At 48.8% G+C, this 17779-nt stretch carries 10 protein-coding genes; all 10 read left to right on the forward strand.

Going from position 1 to position 17779, the window contains the following annotated elements; all coding sequences use genetic code 11:
- Nucleotides 1–6 precede the first annotated feature (6 nt).
- The 10 genes from ACX0G9_RS10410 (at nucleotide 7) to ACX0G9_RS10455 (ending at nucleotide 17328) form a co-directional block, all read left to right on the forward strand.
- Nucleotides 7–1176, forward strand: a complete 1170-nt coding sequence (locus ACX0G9_RS10410; RefSeq protein ID WP_459064834.1) for a 2-isopropylmalate synthase — start codon at nucleotides 7–9, stop codon at nucleotides 1174–1176.
- A 179-nt stretch (nucleotides 1177–1355) separates the two neighbouring features.
- The gene (gene leuB, locus ACX0G9_RS10415) at nucleotides 1356–2471 is read left to right on the forward strand and encodes a 3-isopropylmalate dehydrogenase (RefSeq protein ID WP_459064835.1); all 1116 of its coding nucleotides are present in this window, start codon (nucleotides 1356–1358) and stop codon (nucleotides 2469–2471) included.
- A 401-nt stretch (nucleotides 2472–2872) separates the two neighbouring features.
- Nucleotides 2873–3766 carry a branched-chain-amino-acid transaminase gene (gene ilvE / locus ACX0G9_RS10420; protein WP_459064836.1) on the forward strand — a complete coding sequence of 298 codons (894 nt, stop codon included), beginning with the start codon at nucleotides 2873–2875 and terminating at the stop codon, nucleotides 3764–3766.
- A gap of 56 nt (nucleotides 3767–3822) precedes the next feature.
- On the forward strand, nucleotides 3823–5502 hold the full coding sequence (ilvD, locus tag ACX0G9_RS10425; protein ID WP_459064837.1) for a dihydroxy-acid dehydratase: 1680 nt from the start codon (nucleotides 3823–3825) through the stop codon (nucleotides 5500–5502).
- 157 nt (nucleotides 5503–5659) lie between these two features.
- Nucleotides 5660–7405 carry a biosynthetic-type acetolactate synthase large subunit gene (gene ilvB, locus ACX0G9_RS10430; RefSeq protein WP_459064838.1) on the forward strand — a complete coding sequence of 582 codons (1746 nt, stop codon included), beginning with the start codon at nucleotides 5660–5662 and terminating at the stop codon, nucleotides 7403–7405.
- Nucleotides 7406–7470: 65 nt separating this feature from the next.
- Nucleotides 7471–8118, forward strand: coding sequence for an acetolactate synthase small subunit (gene ilvN / locus ACX0G9_RS10435; RefSeq protein WP_459064839.1), 648 nt, complete (start codon nucleotides 7471–7473; stop codon nucleotides 8116–8118).
- A 167-nt stretch (nucleotides 8119–8285) separates the two neighbouring features.
- Nucleotides 8286–9365 carry a ketol-acid reductoisomerase gene (gene ilvC, locus ACX0G9_RS10440; RefSeq protein WP_459064840.1) on the forward strand — a complete coding sequence of 360 codons (1080 nt, stop codon included), beginning with the start codon at nucleotides 8286–8288 and terminating at the stop codon, nucleotides 9363–9365.
- A 104-nt stretch (nucleotides 9366–9469) separates the two neighbouring features.
- Entirely contained in the window at nucleotides 9470–10795 is a 1326-nt protein-coding gene (gene ilvA / locus ACX0G9_RS10445) for a threonine ammonia-lyase (RefSeq protein WP_459064841.1), read from the forward strand.
- A 378-nt stretch (nucleotides 10796–11173) separates the two neighbouring features.
- A complete protein-coding gene (gene gltB / locus ACX0G9_RS10450) occupies nucleotides 11174–15697 on the forward strand; it encodes a glutamate synthase large subunit (protein ID WP_459064842.1) in 4524 nt (1507 codons plus the stop codon).
- A 161-nt stretch (nucleotides 15698–15858) separates the two neighbouring features.
- Nucleotides 15859–17328 (forward strand): glutamate synthase subunit beta, encoded by a 1470-nt coding sequence (locus tag ACX0G9_RS10455; protein WP_459064843.1) that lies wholly within the window; start codon nucleotides 15859–15861, stop codon nucleotides 17326–17328.
- Nucleotides 17329–17779 lie beyond the last annotated feature (451 nt).

Raw genomic sequence — 17779 nt, forward strand, 5'->3', positions numbered from 1 at the left:
AATACTATGTCCGAACAGAAAATCTTCATTTTTGATACCACACTCCGGGACGGAGAGCAAGTGCCAGGCTGTAAGCTGAATGCCAAAGAAAAACTGGAACTGGCCCTGCAACTGGAAGCCTTAGGGGTTGATATCCTGGAAGCCGGATTCCCCATATCCAGCCCGGGAGACTTTCATTCCGTGGAGGAGATCTCCAAAATCATCAGAACTGCCACCGTATGTGCGCTGAGCCGCGCCGTACAAAAAGATATCGAAGTGGCCGCACAGGCCCTCAAACATGCCAAACGTCCCCGTATTCATACGGGAATCGGCACTTCCGACTTCCATATCAAGGGCAAATTCAACACCACCCGTGACGAAATCGTTCTGCGGGCCGCACAGGCCGTCAAATGGGCCAAAAATTTCGTAGACGATGTTGAGTTTTATGCCGAGGATGCCGGCCGTACCGAAAATTCCTATCTGGCCCGGGTGATCGAAGCCGTCATAGCTGCCGGCGCAACGGTGGTCAATATCCCCGATACTACCGGATACTGTCTTCCCGATCAATACGGGGAAAAGATCGCTTATCTGAAGAACAATGTAAAGAACATCGACAAAGCCATCATATCCTGCCATTGTCACAATGACCTGGGCCTGGCTACGGCTAATTCCATAGCCGGTATCCAGAACGGCGCCCGCCAGATCGAATGTACGATCAACGGACTGGGGGAACGTGCAGGAAACACTTCTTTGGAAGAAGTCGTCATGGTGATCAAACAGCACAAACAACTGGGTTTTTACACCGGCATCAATGCCAGAGAATTAAATCCGCTCAGCCGCCTGGTTTCGGAAACCATGCGTATGCCCGTACAGCCCAATAAGGCGATCGTGGGCGCTAATGCGTTCTCCCATTCTTCCGGGATCCACCAGGATGGATTCCTGAAAGATTCTTCGACTTACGAGATCATCAATCCCGAGGAAGTCGGAGCAGAAGGCTCGAAGATCGTTCTGACGGCAAGAAGCGGCCGCAGCGCACTGGCCTTCCGTTTCCTGAAACTGGGATACGAGTTCAACAGGAATGATATCGACGTCCTTTACGAACGTTTTGTACAGGTTGCCGATACCAAAAAAGAAGTCGTTGAAGATGATTTGCATTTATTGGCAAAAGTTTATGTGGGATCTGCCGTAACGGCTTAAGGCGATTCCAGCCCGCAAGCGGTAATGGCTTATGGGCCTGCTTTAATAAAAGGAAAAATGGCAAATAACACTACCATAGATCAGCATCTGCCCATCAAAGAAGAATTGTCCAGGATACAGGAAATCCAGCAATTCGAAAAAACCCTTTCTTAAAAAAACCCCACTAACCACTAATTCGTATGCAAAAAAACATTGTAGTCATTGAAGGCGACGGGATCGGGCCCGAGGTAACCAGGCAGGCTATCAAGGTACTGGATTCCGTAGCTGAAAGAGGCGGCCACGAATTCACGTATAAATATTGCCTGATGGGGGCAGATGCCATTGACCGAACCGGCAATCCCCTTCCCGATGAGACCATCGAGGCCGCACTGAACAGCGATGCGATCCTTTTCGGCGCCATCGGCCATCCCAAATATGACAATGACCCCAATGCCAAAGTAAGACCCGAACAAGGATTGCTTAAACTGAGAAAATCTCTGCAATTATTTGCGAATATACGGCCGGTCAGCACCTACCCTGCCCTGCATCATCTATCCCCCTTAAAAACAAAAAACCTGGAAAATGTCGACTTCATCATTTTCCGTGAGCTGACGGGAGGGATTTATTTCGGCAAAAAAGAAACTAATGCTGAAGGTACCTGGGCCTGTGACGAATGCACCTATTCCCGCGAGGAGATCGAACGTATCGCCCACCTGGCTTTCAAACAGGCACAGCAGCGCCGGAAAAAACTTACCCTGGTAGATAAGGCCAATGTGCTGGAAACATCCAGGCTCTGGAGAAAGGTCGTACAGGAAATTGCTGCGGAATATAAAGATGTGAAGGTCGACTTCCTGTTCGTGGACAATGCCGCCATGCAGATCATCCTCAATCCCAAACAATTCGATGTGATCCTGACCGAAAACATGTTCGGAGATATTCTCAGCGACGAAGCAAGTGTAATCAGCGGTTCTTTGGGATTGCTGCCTTCTGCCTCCATCGGCAAAGGCGCCGCCCTTTTCGAACCCATTCATGGTTCATATCCGCAGGCAACCGGTAAAGACATCGCCAACCCCTTAGGCAGTATCCTGTCGGCCGCTATGCTGCTTGACCATTTCGGTCTGCACAAGGAAGCCGATACGGTCAGGGAAGCAGCGAACTGGACCTTGCAGAATGGATTCGTTACCAAAGACATCGACCCTATTAATTTTTATTTTACCACCACGATCGGCGAACTGATCAGTGATTATGTAGGAGGTAAAATTCCCGGGGATGTCAATCAGGGCAATATAGAGTTAAGAAAGTCGACGATAATATAAGCTACAAGCAGCAAGCTGCAAGCAGGCAGCATTTGGTAGGCAGCAGTTAGCAGGCAGAAGCGGCTGATAGATAGCGGCGGTTAAAAAAAGTAAAAAAGTTCTTTGATTTTCCATTTGACGGAAGTATATTCGCAAGACAGATACATCCTTCATGGAAATGCGCAGTAATAATAATATCATCAACCAGCTCACCGCAATAATTATTGTGGTGGTGGTGATTATTATTCCTGCGATACAGGGAGGAGGGTGGTAATTTAAAAACGTAAAAGTCAAAATACCAGAGACCCGCCTCCCAGAGGCGGGTCTCTTTTTTGTGCCCCGTGGTCCCTTATTGTTCCCGGTACACCTGTTTAATTAACCCGGAACGTCGTTCCAACGATCGTTCGCAGAAAATATGTTTTATGGAATATTATAATAAAGACACCATCCTCTGGCTTGACGGAGAATTTGTGAAGGCCTCGGAAGCCAGGACGGACCTCTATGGTCAGTCCCTCCATTATGGTTATGCCGTATTTGAAGGCATTCGTTCTTACCGGACAGCAAACGGCGGAACAAAGATCTTCAAGGCGGCCGAACATTATGACCGTCTTCGCAACTCAGCCTTAGCCATGAATATGCCCTATTCCGCCAAGACAGAAGAACTTACCGATATTACCTACCAGGTACTGTCAAAAAACAATTTGCAGGATGCCTATATCCGGCCGCTGGTTTACGCTCCGGCCAATATGAGCTTCAGCAGGAACACGGTGTCCCATATAACAATCCAGGTCTGGGAAATGGCGCCTTTCCTGGGCGATAAATTACTGAAGGTCATGACCTCCTCCTTTCAACGGCCAAACCCGAAAGGATTTAAAATAGAAGCAAAAGCAGCTGGCCATTATGTGAATTCCATATTGGCCAGCCAGGAAGCAAAGGCAAAGGACTATGATGAGGCATTGCTGACAGATATGAATGGATATGTTGCCGAAGGACCCGGGGCTAACGTATTCTTTGAAAAAGACGGAACCCTGTTCACGCCTTCAACCGGCAATATCCTTCCGGGGATTACCCGTGCTACTGTAATGGATATCTGCAGGGAACTGAATATTCCGGTTGAAGAAAAATTATTCACCACCGGGGAGCTTGGAGAAGGCGATGCCGCTTTCTTTTGTGGTACGGCAGCCGAAGTGATCGGATGGGAATCCCTCGATGGCAAACCCTTTAAAGGATCCTGGAACGAATCCCTGAGCAAACGTATCCAGGTGGCTTATAAAGAAAGAGTGACAGAGAAAAAAATGCAATTGGAAACAGCATAAATCGGATAACAAACGAATTCAAAAAACGACATCATTAAAAAATAAGAACCCAAGCAATGGAATTGAATAAGTACAGCCGGACAATCACGCAAGACGTCACGCAACCCGCCGCTCAGGCGATGTTATATGGCATCGGACTCACCGATGAGGACCTGAAGAAGGCTCAGGTGGGTGTCGTAAGTATGGGTTATGATGGCAATACCTGTAACATGCATTTGAACGATCTCGCCAAACTGGTCAAACAGGGAGTCTGGGAAAAAGATCTGGTAGGCCTTATATTTAATACCATCGGCGTGAGCGACGGGATCAGCAACGGTACCGACGGTATGCGGTATTCCCTGGTCAGCCGGGATATCATTGCCGATTCCATCGAGGCTGTATGCGGAGCACAATACTATGACGGATTGATCGCCCTTCCCGGCTGCGACAAGAACATGCCCGGTTCCATCATAGCGATGGGCAGACTCAATCGTCCTGCCATTATGGTATATGGCGGTACCATTGCACCCGGTCATTATAAAGGACAGGATCTCAATATCATTTCTGCTTTCGAAGCCCTCGGGCAAAAATTAGCAGGCAAACTGGACGAAGCGGATTTTAAGGGAATTGTGATGAACTCCTGTCCCGGAGCCGGCGCCTGCGGCGGCATGTATACCGCCAATACGATGGCCGCTGCCATTGAAGCTTTGGGCATGAGTCTCCCCTACTCTTCTTCCAATCCGGCCCTCAGTGAAGAAAAAAAGAAAGAATGTCTGGACGCCGGAGCAGCAATCCGTAACCTGCTGGAAAAAGATATCAAACCAAAGGACATCATGACGCGTAAGGCATTTGAAAATGCCATCACCGTGATCATGGTACTGGGAGGAAGCACCAATGCGGTATTACACCTGATCGCCATGGCAAAAAGCGTGGATGTGCCACTCACCCAGGACGATTTCCAGGCCATCAGCGATAAGGTCCCGGTACTGGCTGATTTTAAGCCCAGTGGAAAATACCTGATGCAGGATCTGCATAATCATGGCGGCGTTCCTTCGGTAATGAAATATTTATGGCAGAAAGGATTACTCGATGGAAGTTGTTTGACCGTCACCGGTAAGACCCTGGGAGAAAACCTGGCTTCCGTTCCGGACCTGAATTTTGCCAAACAGGATATCATCTGGCCATTGGAAAAGCCGATCAAGGCTACCGGGCATTTACAGATCTTATACGGCAACCTGGCCGAAGGAGGAAGTGTTGCCAAGATCAGCGGAAAAGAAGGAGAAAAATTCGAAGGCCCCGCCCGTGTATTCGATGGCGAACATGATCTGATCGCGGGTATCAATTCCGGTAAAATCCAACCGGGCGACGTAGTCGTTATCCGGCAGGTGGGACCAAAAGGCGCCCCCGGCATGCCCGAAATGCTCAAACCGACTTCCGCCCTTATCGGCGCAGGTCTGGGAAAAAGCGTGGCCCTTATTACCGACGGCAGGTTCAGCGGAGGCACGCATGGATTTGTGGTAGGTCATATAACCCCTGAAGCCTATGAAGGCGGTCTGATCGCCCTGGTAAAAGATGAAGACAGGATCGAACTGGATGCCACCCAAAATACCATCATATTAAAAGTGGACGAAGCAGAGATCGCGGTGCGCAGAAAAGCCTGGAAACAGCCTGCACTGAAAGCGACCAAGGGCATCCTGTTCAAATACGCCAGACACGTAAAGAATGCAGCCGAAGGGTGTGTGACCGATGAAGATTAGATTCATGAACAGAACAGTATAATCAAACGATGAAGTTTAATCAAACAGGAACATTCAATAAATAGAACGAACGTCAGTAGGTAAACTTAATAAATCTCAGCTTGGAACATGCGGCCCAAAAGAAAGAACCGCAACGAAAAGCGCAAAAACACAAGATATGAGCAGTACAGAACTCTTAGCCAAAAAAGCCGCGCCGAAAAAGAAGGCGCCCGTTACATCCCTTACCGGATCCGCCGCAGTACTGGAAGCTTTTTTAGCCGAAGGAGTGGATACGATCTTTGGTTATCCCGGGGGCGCTATCATGCCTATATACGATGCCTTGTATGATTACCAGGAAAAACTGAAACATATATTGGTAAGGCACGAACAGGGAGGCATACACGCTGCCCAGGGTTACGCCAGGACATCAGGCAGGGTGGGCGTAGTATTCGCCACCAGCGGTCCGGGTGCCACCAACCTCGTTACCGGTCTTGCCGATGCTATGATCGACAGTACTCCCCTGGTTGCCATCACCGGACAGGTCTTTGCACATCTTTTAGGCACCGATGCTTTCCAGGAGACGGATGTCATTAACATTACCACTCCCGTCACCAAATGGAACTACCAGGTGACCGATGCCACGGAAATCCCTTCTGTACTGGCCAAGGCATTTTATATCGCTGCCAGCGGACGGCCCGGCCCGGTACTAATTGATATTACCAAAAATGCACAGATCCAGAAATTCGATTATGAAGGCTATACGCCTTGTGAACATATCCGGAGTTATCGCCCCATGCCCATCGTTCGTAAGGAATATGTGGAAGAAGCCGCTAAACTGATCAATGAAGCCAAACAGCCTTTTGTATTATTCGGGCAGGGAGTTATACTGGGCAGGGCAGAAAAAGAATTTCAGGCCTTTATCGAAAAGAGTGGGATTCCGGCAGCCTGGACCTTATTAGGGCTCAGCGCGATGCCTACCGATCATCCCCTTAATGTGGGTATGCTGGGTATGCACGGCAATTATGGCCCTAACGTACTGACCAATGAATGTGATGTACTGATTGCCGTAGGGATGCGTTTTGATGATCGTGTAACCGGCCGTCTGGATAAATATGCCAAACAGGCGAAGATCGTTCACCTGGATATCGACCCGGCCGAAATCGACAAAAACATCAAGGCTACTGTCGGCGTATGGGGAGATTGCAAAGAGACCCTGCCCCTGCTGACTGCATTGGTAGAAAAAAAGACCCACCCCGAATGGCTGAAAAGGTTTGCTGATTTTCGCAAAGAAGAGGAAGAGGCTGTCATCAATGAAGAATTGAATCCTTCCACGGAAGAAATGACGATGGGTGAGGTCATCAAGGTACTCAATGAATTGACGAAAGGAGAAGCAGTGATCGTCACGGACGTAGGTCAGCATCAGATGGTTGCTTCCCGTTATGCCAAATTCGTTAAGACCCGCAGTAATGTCACCTCCGGTGGTCTGGGCACCATGGGATTCGGTCTTCCCGCAGCCATCGGCGCTAAATTCGGAGCTCCGGAAAGAACGGTCATAGCCATCATCGGCGACGGAGGGTTCCAGATGACCTTACAGGAAATGGGAACGATCATGCAATGCGGGATCGATGTAAAGATCCTGATCCTGAATAACCGCTTCCTGGGTATGGTCCGTCAATGGCAGCAGCTCTTCAATGACAAGCGTTATTCGTTCGTAGATATCGCCAGCCCCGATTTTGTCATGGTCGCCAAAGGATATGGCATCGCCGGGCAAAGCATCTCGGACAGGAAAGATCTGAAGGGAGCCTTGCAGGCCATGCTGGATCAAAAAGGTTCCTTTTTGCTGGAAGTATTCGTAGGCAAGGAGAACAATGTATTCCCGATGGTGCCGCAGGGATGCAGCGTCAGCGAGATCAGACTGAAGTAAAACCCCCTAACCCCCTGAAGGGGGTATTTAACCAAAAGATTTTTCAACGTATAAAAAGAAGCGAAATGAGTGAACCTAACAATAAGAGCAGCGAGTTACCTGACTCCCCCTTGAGGGGGGCGGGGGGTAAAAAAGAATATACCATCACGGTCTACACGGAGAACCAGATTGGCCTGATCAACCGGATCGCCATTATATTTTCCCGTAGGAAGATAAATATCGAGAGCCTCAATACCTCTCCTTCTGAAGCCGAAGGCATCCACCGCTTCACGATCGTCATCAACGAAACCGAAGAAGTGGTCAGGAAACTTTGCCGGCAGATCGAAAAACAGGTCGAGATCCTCAAGGCCTATTTTAATACCAATGAAGAGATCATCTGGCAGGAAATGGCCTTATATAAAGTTCCTACGGATGAAATTGCCGAAAAGGTAAAAGTAGAACGGTTATTAAGGGAATATGGTGCCCGTGCGGTCGTGATCCGTAAAGACTATACGGTATTCGAGACTACAGGGCAACGGGAAGAGACCGACAAATTGGTCGAGTTCCTGGAACCCTACGGTCTGATCGAATTTGTCCGCAGCGCCAGGGTGGCGATCATAAAGGACAGTCATGGCTTCCATGAAAAACTAAAGGAATTCGAGCTGAGCGAACCTACAGAAGAAGTAGTAGAGAATGAATTCCTGGACAAACAGGATGAAGTGTTCACGATGTGATGAACAATCGGCCAAACAAAGATCAATCTGCCGGGGAAAAGATCAAACGGTTAAAGAAAAGATCAAACGGCTGAGGAAAAAAGCTATCGGCCTATTAAAAAACAATCGAATAAAAACCGGCAAACGCTCAGACTAAAACAATAACAACTTTTTTAAAAACAAAAAAAATGGCAAAATTAAATTTCGGCGGAGTAGAAGAAAATGTAGTAACAAGGGAAGAATTTCCACTCGCCAAAGCTCAACAGGTATTAAAGAACGAAGTAGTAGCTGTAATCGGCTATGGTGTTCAGGGCCCTGGCCAGGCGCTGAATCAGAAAGATAATGGCATCAACGTTATCGTAGGTCAGCGTAAGAATTCCAAATCCTGGGATAAAGCCGTCCGTGACGGGTTCGTTCCTGGTACCACTTTATTCGATATCGAAGAAGCACTTGAAAAAGGAACCATCATTTGTTATTTGCTGAGCGATGCGGCACAGATCCAGTTATGGCCGACCGTAAAAAAACACCTGACTCCCGGAAAAGCATTATACTTTTCGCACGGTTTCGGTATCACCTTTAACGAACAAACAGGCATCATTCCTCCCAAGGATGTAGATGTATTCCTGGTTGCGCCAAAAGGATCCGGCACTTCCTTACGGAGAATGTTCCTTCAGGGTCGTGGCCTGAACAGCAGCTATGCGATTTTCCAGGATGCAACCGGAAAAGCAAAGGATCGCGTAACCGCCCTGGGTATTGCCGTAGGCAGCGGGTATTTATTCGAAACGGATTTTCGCAAAGAAGTATACAGCGATCTGACCGGTGAAAGAGGAACCCTGATGGGCGCCATTCAAGGCATCTTCGCTGCACAATACGAAGTATTACGTAAAAAAGGACATACTCCTTCCGAAGCCTTTAACGAAACAGTTGAGGAACTGACCCAATCCCTGATGCCATTGGTAGCAGAGAATGGAATGGACTGGATGTATGCCAACTGCTCCACTACCGCCCAAAGAGGTGCTCTGGACTGGTGGAAGAAATTCCGTGATGCTACCCTTCCCGTATTTACAGAATTGTATGAGAGCGTAGCAGCAGGCAAAGAATCCCAGCGCTCCATCGATTCCAACGGTCAGGCCGATTATCGCGAAAAACTGGATGCCGAACTGAAAGAATTAAGGGAAAGCGAATTGTGGCAGGCAGGTAAGACGGTAAGAAGTCTTCGTCCCGAAAATCAATCGGCAAGTTCTGCCAAACAAGCGGCCAACAATTAATTTTTAAGGGCAGTCCTTTTATAAAATTTGTCCTGCCCTTAAAAATTATCTAATGATTAACCTTCGGTTGGAACGCAGGAGCGTTCCTTTAGAATATTAGGATAATGTCAGAACAAAAAAATACGATGGAATTACTGGTCCCCGACCCCGCTGCTTCTTTCCCTCCCGTTTTTGGGAAGGCAGGAGGATGGCAGGGGTTGGGGCTGGAATTCTATAAGGCGGCCGAACGGTTGCGGAAGGTAGTCAACAGAACTCCCCTCACCTATAATCATAATCTCTCGCGTAAATATGAATGCCAGGTCTTTTTAAAAAGAGAGGATCTCCAGGTCGTGCGTTCCTATAAACTGAGAGGGGCTTATAATATGATGGTCAGTTTGCCGCCCGCTCAATTAAATAAAGGCGTGGTATGTGCCAGCGCCGGCAATCATGCCCAGGGCTTTGCCTGGTCATGCAGCAAACTGGGTGTAAAAGGAGTGGTATTTATGCCTGTCATTACGCCCAAACAAAAGGTGAACCAGACAAAAATGTTCGGGGAAGATAATATCGGGATCATTCTGGTCGGAGATAATTTTGATGATTGTGCCGTAAAGGCCAAACAATATACCGAAGCGAACGATATGACCTTTATCCCTCCTTTCGACGATCCCCGGATCATCGAAGGACAGGGTACACTGGCCATTGAGATCCTGGAAGACCAGCCGGATATCGATTATTTATTCGTACCGGTGGGTGGTGGTGGTCTCGCCGCAGGAACGGGCGCCTATTTCAAGACCTATTCCCCGGCTACCCGGATCATCGGTGTCGAACCCGAAGGAGCACCCTCCATGTCAGAAGCCTTTAAGGCCGGTCACCCTGTAACCCTGAAGAACATCGAACGGTTCGTGGATGGAGCGGCTGTTAAGACCGTAGGCGAGCTTACCTACCGGATCTGCCGCGAAGTACTGGATGAAATGCACCTCGTTCCGGAAGGAAAGGTTTGTTCCACGATCCTGAAATTGTACAACGAAGATGCCATCGTGGTGGAACCTGCCGGTGCGCTGAGTATCGCGGTCCTCGATGATTATGCGGAGGAGATCAAAGGAAAAGTCGTCGTATGCGTAGTCAGCGGCAGCAACAACGATATCGACCGTATGCAGGAGATCAAAGAACGATCCCTGCAATATGAAGGTTTAAAACATTATTTTCTGATTGGTTTTGCCCAGCGCCCCGGCGCCCTTAAACAATTTGTAAATGATGTGCTGGGACCAACCGACGATATTACCCGTTTCGAATACATGCAAAAACACAATAAGGATACGGGCCCGGCCCTGGTGGGGATCGAATTGAAATCGCGGGAAGATTACCAGGCCCTTTTGAAAAACCTGGAAGATCATCATTTTGCCTATACGGAACTGAATAAGGACGATACCCTGTTCGGTTATTTAGTGTGATTGTTCCTGATTGTTCTTCATGGGCTTTTAAAATTTAGCCCATTTCAGAACAATCCGTTTATGATGGGCCTGTCCGGCCGGGGACCCCTGGGGACCCCTGGTCCCCTTTGGAAGCGCCTATCCAGTCTTGGTCCCAGCGCCGCTTTTCAAGCCGTCCGGGTCCGTCCTGCAAGGGCCTGTTCGGATTCCCGCAACCCATAGTGGGCGGGCCTGACAGGGACAGATGATGTGGATAAGTTTTCAACCCTGTGAACAAACAATTTTTTGATAAAAATTCAATAATTATGAATTTTTACGTAATTTTAAGCGATTGCCTGCTATTCTTCTTAGAATAAAATCTAAGATTACTCGTAAAAATTGAAAAAAGTCTAATCTAAGATGTCTAACATGGCTAATAAAGGATTATATGCCCCTGAGTTTGAACGTGATGCGTGCGGTATCGGCTTCGTGGCAAATATCAAAAGCAACAAATCCCACCAGATCGTTTCAGACGCATTGACCATCCTGGAAAATATGGAACATCGCGGAGCTTGTGGATGTGAGAACAACACAGGTGACGGTGCCGGGATCATGATTCAAACGCCACATGAATTTTTCTTCGACGAGTGCCTGAAACTGGGCATTCATTTACCTGCTTACGGCAAGTATGGAGTCGGGATGTTATTTTTCCCCCGCGAGATTCGCCTTAAAGAGGAATGCCGGGATGTATTTTCCCGTTCCGCCGAGAAGTTGGGCCTTGAAGTACTGGGCTATCGTAAAGTACCCGTAAACCCGGAAGGCATAGGACCTACGGCCCTGTCGGTAGAACCGGAAATGGAACAGGTTTTTATTGCCTGCCCCGACCATATCAAACAACCCGAAGATTTCGAACGCAAATTATTCCTGCTGCGCAATTATGCCAGCCATATCATTAACAATACGATCAAAAAAGACGCTATCGGATTTTATGTAGCCTCTTTATCCTATAAAACGGTTGTCTACAAAGGACAATTGACCAGCGGTCAGGTAAGACCTTATTTCCCTGACCTGGCCAACAAAAGGGTTGTTTCGGCCTTTGGCCTGGTGCATTCCCGCTTTGCCACCAATACCTTCCCTTCCTGGAAACTGGCCCAGCCCTTCCGTTATATCGCCCATAACGGAGAGATCAATACGCTGCAGGGTAACCTGAACTGGCTGAAGACCGGCGAGAAGGGATTTACCACTCCCTATTTCTCCAAGGAAGAAATGGATATGCTGTTGCCGATCATATCGGAAGGGCAATCGGATTCTGCCTGTCTGGATAATGTCATTGAATTATTGACCCTTTGCGGACGGTCCTTACCGCATGTGATGATGATGCTGATCCCCGAAGCCTGGGATGGCAACGAACAAATGGATCCGGTGAAAAAGGCATTCTATGAGTTTCATGCCTCTATCATGGAGCCATGGGATGGTCCGGCATCCATCTCCTTTACCGATGGAAAAATAATCGGAGCCACCCTCGACCGTAACGGTCTGCGTCCCTCCCGGTACTGCGTTACTACCGATGACAGGGTTATCATGGCTTCGGAGACAGGCGTATTGCCTGTCGATCCCAAACTGATCAAGGAAAAAGGAAGACTGCAACCCGGGAAAATGTTCGTGGTGGACCTGGAACAGGAAAGGATCATCAGCGATGATGAACTGAAAAGCTCCATCTGTTCCCAGAAACCCTATTCCGAGTGGTTAAATAAATATAAGATAAGACTGGAAGAATTGCCGGAGCCCAGGGTATTATTCACCCACCTGGAGCACGACCAGATCTTCAAATATCAGAAAGCCTTTGGTTATTCGACCGAAGATCTGGATGCGATCATTGCCCCTATGGCTTTGGATGGAAAAGAACCGCTCGGCTCGATGGGCACCGACACGCCGCTGGCAGTTTTGAGCGATCAGCCGCAGCATCTCAGTAGCTATTTCAAACAACTTTTCGCACAGGTAACCAATCCCCCCATCGATCCGATACGGGAGCGTCTGGTCATGTCCCTGGCAGCCTTTGCAGGCGGAAATGCCAACCTGTTGGAAGAAGATCCGCTGGCTTGTCATAGCGTGGCCCTCAAACATCCTGTACTCAGCAATCACGAACTCGAAAAAATACGCAGCATCGATACCGGCGTCTTTCAGGCCAAGACCCTGCAGACCTATTTCAGGGCGGACGGCAAACCGGGCTCTTTGCAGGCAGGGCTGGAACGCTTGTGCCGTTATGCTGTTGACGCCGTGAACGATGGTTTCGAAGTCCTTATCCTTTCGGATAGGGCGATCGATTCTGATCATGCGCCGATACCTTCCCTGATCGCTACCTCAGCCGTGCATCACCATCTGATCCGCAAGGGTTTCCGCGGGCAGGTAGGCATCATCGTGGAAGCCGGGGACGTATGGGAAGTGCATCATTTTGCCTGCCTGATCGGGTTTGGCGCAACAGCCATCAATCCCTATCTCGCGCTGTCCACCATCCGGGATATGAAGCTGATGGATAAATTGCAAACAGATCTGGATACCGAGCACCTGAAAAAGAATTACATCAAAGCCATCTGCGATGGATTGCTCAAGGTGTTTTCAAAGATGGGCATATCCACACTGCAATCCTATCAGGGTGCGCAGATATTCGAGATCATTGGACTGAACCGGTCCGTCGTAGATAAATACTTTACTGGCGCAACTTCCAGAATCGAAGGAATGGGTCTCGATGAGATCGCCAAAGAAACATTGGCCAAACACTTCTTCGCGTTCAGCCGCAAGGATGTTCCGGTAGAACGTCTACCGGTCGGTGGCGTTTATCAATGGAAACGTAAGGGCGAATTCCATCTCTTTAATCCGCAGACAATACACCTGTTACAGTATTCGACCCGGATGAACGATTACAACACGTTTAAAAAATATTCGAAGCTGGTCAATGAGCAGAGCGAAAAGGCGGCGACCCTCAGAAGTCTGCTTTCCTTTAAACGTAACCGCCCGTCCATTTCCATAGACGAAGTGGAGCCTGCAGAGAGCATCTACAGACGTTTCGCCACCGGCGCGATGTCTTTCGGATCGATCTCCCACGAGGCTCACTCCACCCTGGCTATCGCTATGAACCGTCTTGGCGGCAAGAGCAATACCGGTGAAGGAGGAGAAGATGAAATGCGGTATGAAACGCTGCCCAACGGAGATTCCATGCGTTCGGCCATCAAACAGGTCGCTTCGGCCCGTTTTGGTGTCACCAGTTATTATCTGACCATGGCCGATGAGTTGCAGATCAAGATGGCTCAGGGTGCCAAACCCGGGGAAGGTGGTCAGCTGCCCGGTCATAAAGTAGACGAGTGGATCGGAAAAGTGCGTCATTCCACCCCCGGCGTAGGTCTTATCTCTCCCCCGCCCCATCACGACATCTATTCCATCGAGGATCTGGCTCAGTTGATCTTCGATCTGAAAAATGCCAATCGTGCCGCGAGGATCAGTGTCAAACTGGTTTCCAAAGCCGGAGTGGGTACCATTGCAGCCGGAGTGGCAAAGGCGAAATCGGATGTCATTTTGATCTCCGGTAATGACGGAGGAACGGGCGCCTCTCCCATAAGTTCGATCAAACACGCAGGCCTGCCCTGGGAACTCGGTCTTGCCGAATCTCATCAGACCCTGGTAAAAAATAAATTGCGCAGCCGCGTCGTATTACAGACAGACGGGCAATTGAAGACCGGCCGCGATATCGCCGTCGCCACTTTGCTGGGAGCGGAAGAATGGGGCCTGGCCACTACGGCACTCGTAGTGGAAGGGTGTATCATGATGCGCAAATGCCATCTGAACACCTGCCCGGTCGGTGTCGCCACCCAGGATCCCGAACTGAGGAAACGTTTTACCGGCGATGCGGAACATGTGGTCAATTTCTTCAAATTCGTAACACAGGAACTGCGGGAGATTATGGCTGAACTTGGCTTCCGCACGATCACCGAAATGGTGGGACAGGTGGATTGTCTTCAGGCCAGGGAAGATGTCCATCATTGGAAATACAGCAAGCTGGATCTTTCTCCGATCATTTATAAAGAACCGGTTTCCATGTACACCGGCTTATACAAACAGGAAGATCAGGATCACGGATTGGCAGATGTCCTGGACTGGAAATTACTGGAGGCAGCCAAACCCGCCCTTGAACACCAGCAAAAAGTATTCGCCTCGTTCAACATAAAAAATACGGACAGGACTGTTGGGACTATATTGTCCAACGAGATTTCCAAACTATACAAATCGGCAGGCTTACCGGAAGATACCCTTCATTTTAAATTCACGGGTACTGCCGGTCAAAGTTTCGGAGCGTTTAACACCAAGGGGGTGACGCTGGAACTGGAAGGAGACGCCAATGATTATTTCGGCAAAGGCCTGTCCGGAGCCCGGTTGATCACATACCCTTCTCCTTCTGCGGCATTCGTACCGGAAGAGAACAGTATCATCGGCAACGTAGCCTTCTATGGAGCCACTTCGGGAGAAGCCTTCGTCCGGGGTAAAGCAGGTGAACGTTTTGCCGTGCGTAACTCGGGGGTGAAAGCGGTGGTCGAAGGTGTCGGAGATCATGGTTGTGAATATATGACTGCAGGACGTGTAGTCATCCTTGGCGATACCGGCAGGAATTTTGCGGCAGGTATGAGTGGAGGGATCGCCTATGTCTATGATGTAAAAGGCCAGTTCCCTGCACTTTGCAACCAGGAAATGGTCGATCTGGATCCGGTCGCAGAAAGCGATGGCACAGAATTAAAGGATATGATCCAACGGCATTACGCCTACACGGGAAGTTCGGTGGCCAAATTCGTACTGGATGATTTTGAGAACCAATTGAAGAATTTCGTAAAAGTCTTCCCTAAGGATTACAAAAAAGTATTACTGGAAAAAAGTCATAAACAAAAGGTGAATTCATAATGACCCTGACGGCCTGCCACAGAGAACAGATCAACGAATAAAAATCATTGAGAACGCGGAGTCGGCTCTCATGTGTGACTCAGCCACTCCGTTGTTCTCTGTGGTCAGGATCCCGTCCGGTTCCAAGCAGCCTTATCACCAAATTTTCAAACAAGCAGACAATGGGCAAACCAACCGGATTTCTGGAATTCACCAGAGAATTACCCTCCAAACGGCCTGTACAGGAGAGAAGAAAAGACTATAAGGAATTTGTGTTATCCTATTCAGGGGAAAAACTCAATCACCAGGCATCACGTTGTATGAATTGCGGCATACCTTTCTGCCATAACGGATGTCCCTTGGGAAATATCATTCCTGAATTCAATGACTCCGTTTATCGTCAGAACTGGCAGGAAGCCTATGATATCCTTAGTTCCACCAATAATTTCCCCGAATTTACCGGCCGCATCTGCCCGGCTCCCTGTGAAAGCAGTTGTGTGCTGGGGATCAACCAGCCCGCGGTAGCCATCGAGGAGATCGAGAAACATATCATTGAAATAGCCTTCGAAAAAGGTCTGGTCAAAGCCCGCAAGCCTTCTGTGCGAACAGGAAAAAAAGTGGCTGTCGTTGGTTCCGGTCCCGCAGGTTTAGCCGCGGCCGATCAGCTGAATGCAGCGGGTCATTCCGTAACGGTTTTCGAACGTGATGATGAACCCGGTGGTTTACTGCGTTATGGCATCCCCGATTTCAAACTGGAGAAATGGGTAGTGGCCAGACGTATCAAACTCCTGGAAGAAGAGGGCATTGTCTTTAAATGTAATGCCAATGTAGGGGTTAGCGTAAGTATCAATGATCTTTTGCGGGAATTCCATGCCATCGTTCTGGCAGGAGGTTCTACCATCCCCAGGGATCTGCCCGTTCCAGGACGGCATTTTAAGGGTGTCCATTTTGCGATGGATTTTCTCAAACAACAGAACAAACGCGTCAGCAATCTGGATCCCGAAGGAGAAGATATCTGGGCAACCAATAAAAATGTAGTGGTGATCGGAGGTGGCGACACCGGCAGTGATTGTGTGGGTACTTCCAACCGGCATAAGGCGAAATCCGTCACACAGTTCGAACTGTTACCCAAACCACCTGATTCCCGGACATCCTATATGCCCTGGCCCTCCTACCCCCTAACGCTCAAAGTTACTTCTTCGCATGAGGAAGGGGCGGAAAGACATTGGGCAGTAGCCACCAAGGAATTCATCGGAGATGAGAAAGGCAATCTGAAAGCGTTGAAACTCGTGACCCTTGAATGGAAGATGACCGATGATGGCCGGGCCGCCCAATTCGTGGAAGTGGCAGGCAGTGAAAAAGAGATCCCCTGCGAACTGGCCCTGTTTGCCATGGGGTTTGTACATCCGCAGCATGAAGGCTTGCTGAATGAACTCGGGATCGAACTCGATGAACGGGGAAATGTAAAAGCTTCCGAAAAAGATTACCAGACCAATATTGCCAAAGTATTCACGGCCGGAGACATGCGCCGGGGTCAATCCCTGGTAGTATGGGCCATCAGTGAAGGCCGTGAAGCAGCAAGAAAAGTGGATGAATACCTGGTGGGACAGTCTCTGCTCGAAAGAAGGGATCAGAGCCTGATCGCTTTATAAGAACCGGTACGGATCTACTTCGAAAAGAACCCGACAGGCGAAAAGATCGCCAGTCCGGAACAGGAAAATATCTCCTCCAATAAATGAAAGAGCGGGCTCTTTCAAAAGAACGCCTCGGAAAGCAATTTCCGGGGCGTTTTTTATTGCCGGCAAGTTCAATCTTCCACCCCCGGCAGCCCCTCCACAGCCATACCGGAACTTCTTTTCATCCCTTGCTAAACTTTTGTAATCCCTTACCCTTCCTCCCCCGACTTCCTCTCATATCCGATCACCCTATCGGGAGCCATAAGGCTTCTCTGAAAATAAGTCAGGACTTTTTCTTATTAGTTTTTAAAATATATGAAAAATTTAAGCATCCCATGAGAAAAAAACACTGTTTTCTATTAAACAAATGCATAAATTTTCATTCATTTTTTAAACAACTTCGATATTTCTAAACGGCCGAAAATTT

It is taken from the genome of Flavitalea flava (assembly GCF_054461575.1).

Bases quoted from the DNA above. Each gene is read 5' to 3' on its own strand.
- ilvB (WP_459064838.1), top strand. From the start codon at position 5,660: ATGAGCAGTACAGAACTCTTAGCCAAAAAAGCCGCGCCGAAAAAGAAG.
- ilvD (WP_459064837.1), top strand. From the start codon at position 3,823: ATGGAATTGAATAAGTACAGCCGGACAATCACGCAAGACGTCACGCAA.
- gltB (WP_459064842.1), top strand. From the start codon at position 11,174: ATGTCTAACATGGCTAATAAAGGATTATATGCCCCTGAGTTTGAACGT.
- ilvA (WP_459064841.1), top strand. From the start codon at position 9,470: ATGTCAGAACAAAAAAATACGATGGAATTACTGGTCCCCGACCCCGCT.
- leuB (WP_459064835.1), top strand. From the start codon at position 1,356: ATGCAAAAAAACATTGTAGTCATTGAAGGCGACGGGATCGGGCCCGAG.
- ilvN (WP_459064839.1), top strand. From the start codon at position 7,471: ATGAGTGAACCTAACAATAAGAGCAGCGAGTTACCTGACTCCCCCTTG.
- ACX0G9_RS10455 (WP_459064843.1), top strand. From the start codon at position 15,859: ATGGGCAAACCAACCGGATTTCTGGAATTCACCAGAGAATTACCCTCC.
- ilvC (WP_459064840.1), top strand. From the start codon at position 8,286: ATGGCAAAATTAAATTTCGGCGGAGTAGAAGAAAATGTAGTAACAAGG.
- ACX0G9_RS10410 (WP_459064834.1), top strand. From the start codon at position 7: ATGTCCGAACAGAAAATCTTCATTTTTGATACCACACTCCGGGACGGA.
- ilvE (WP_459064836.1), top strand. From the start codon at position 2,873: ATGGAATATTATAATAAAGACACCATCCTCTGGCTTGACGGAGAATTT.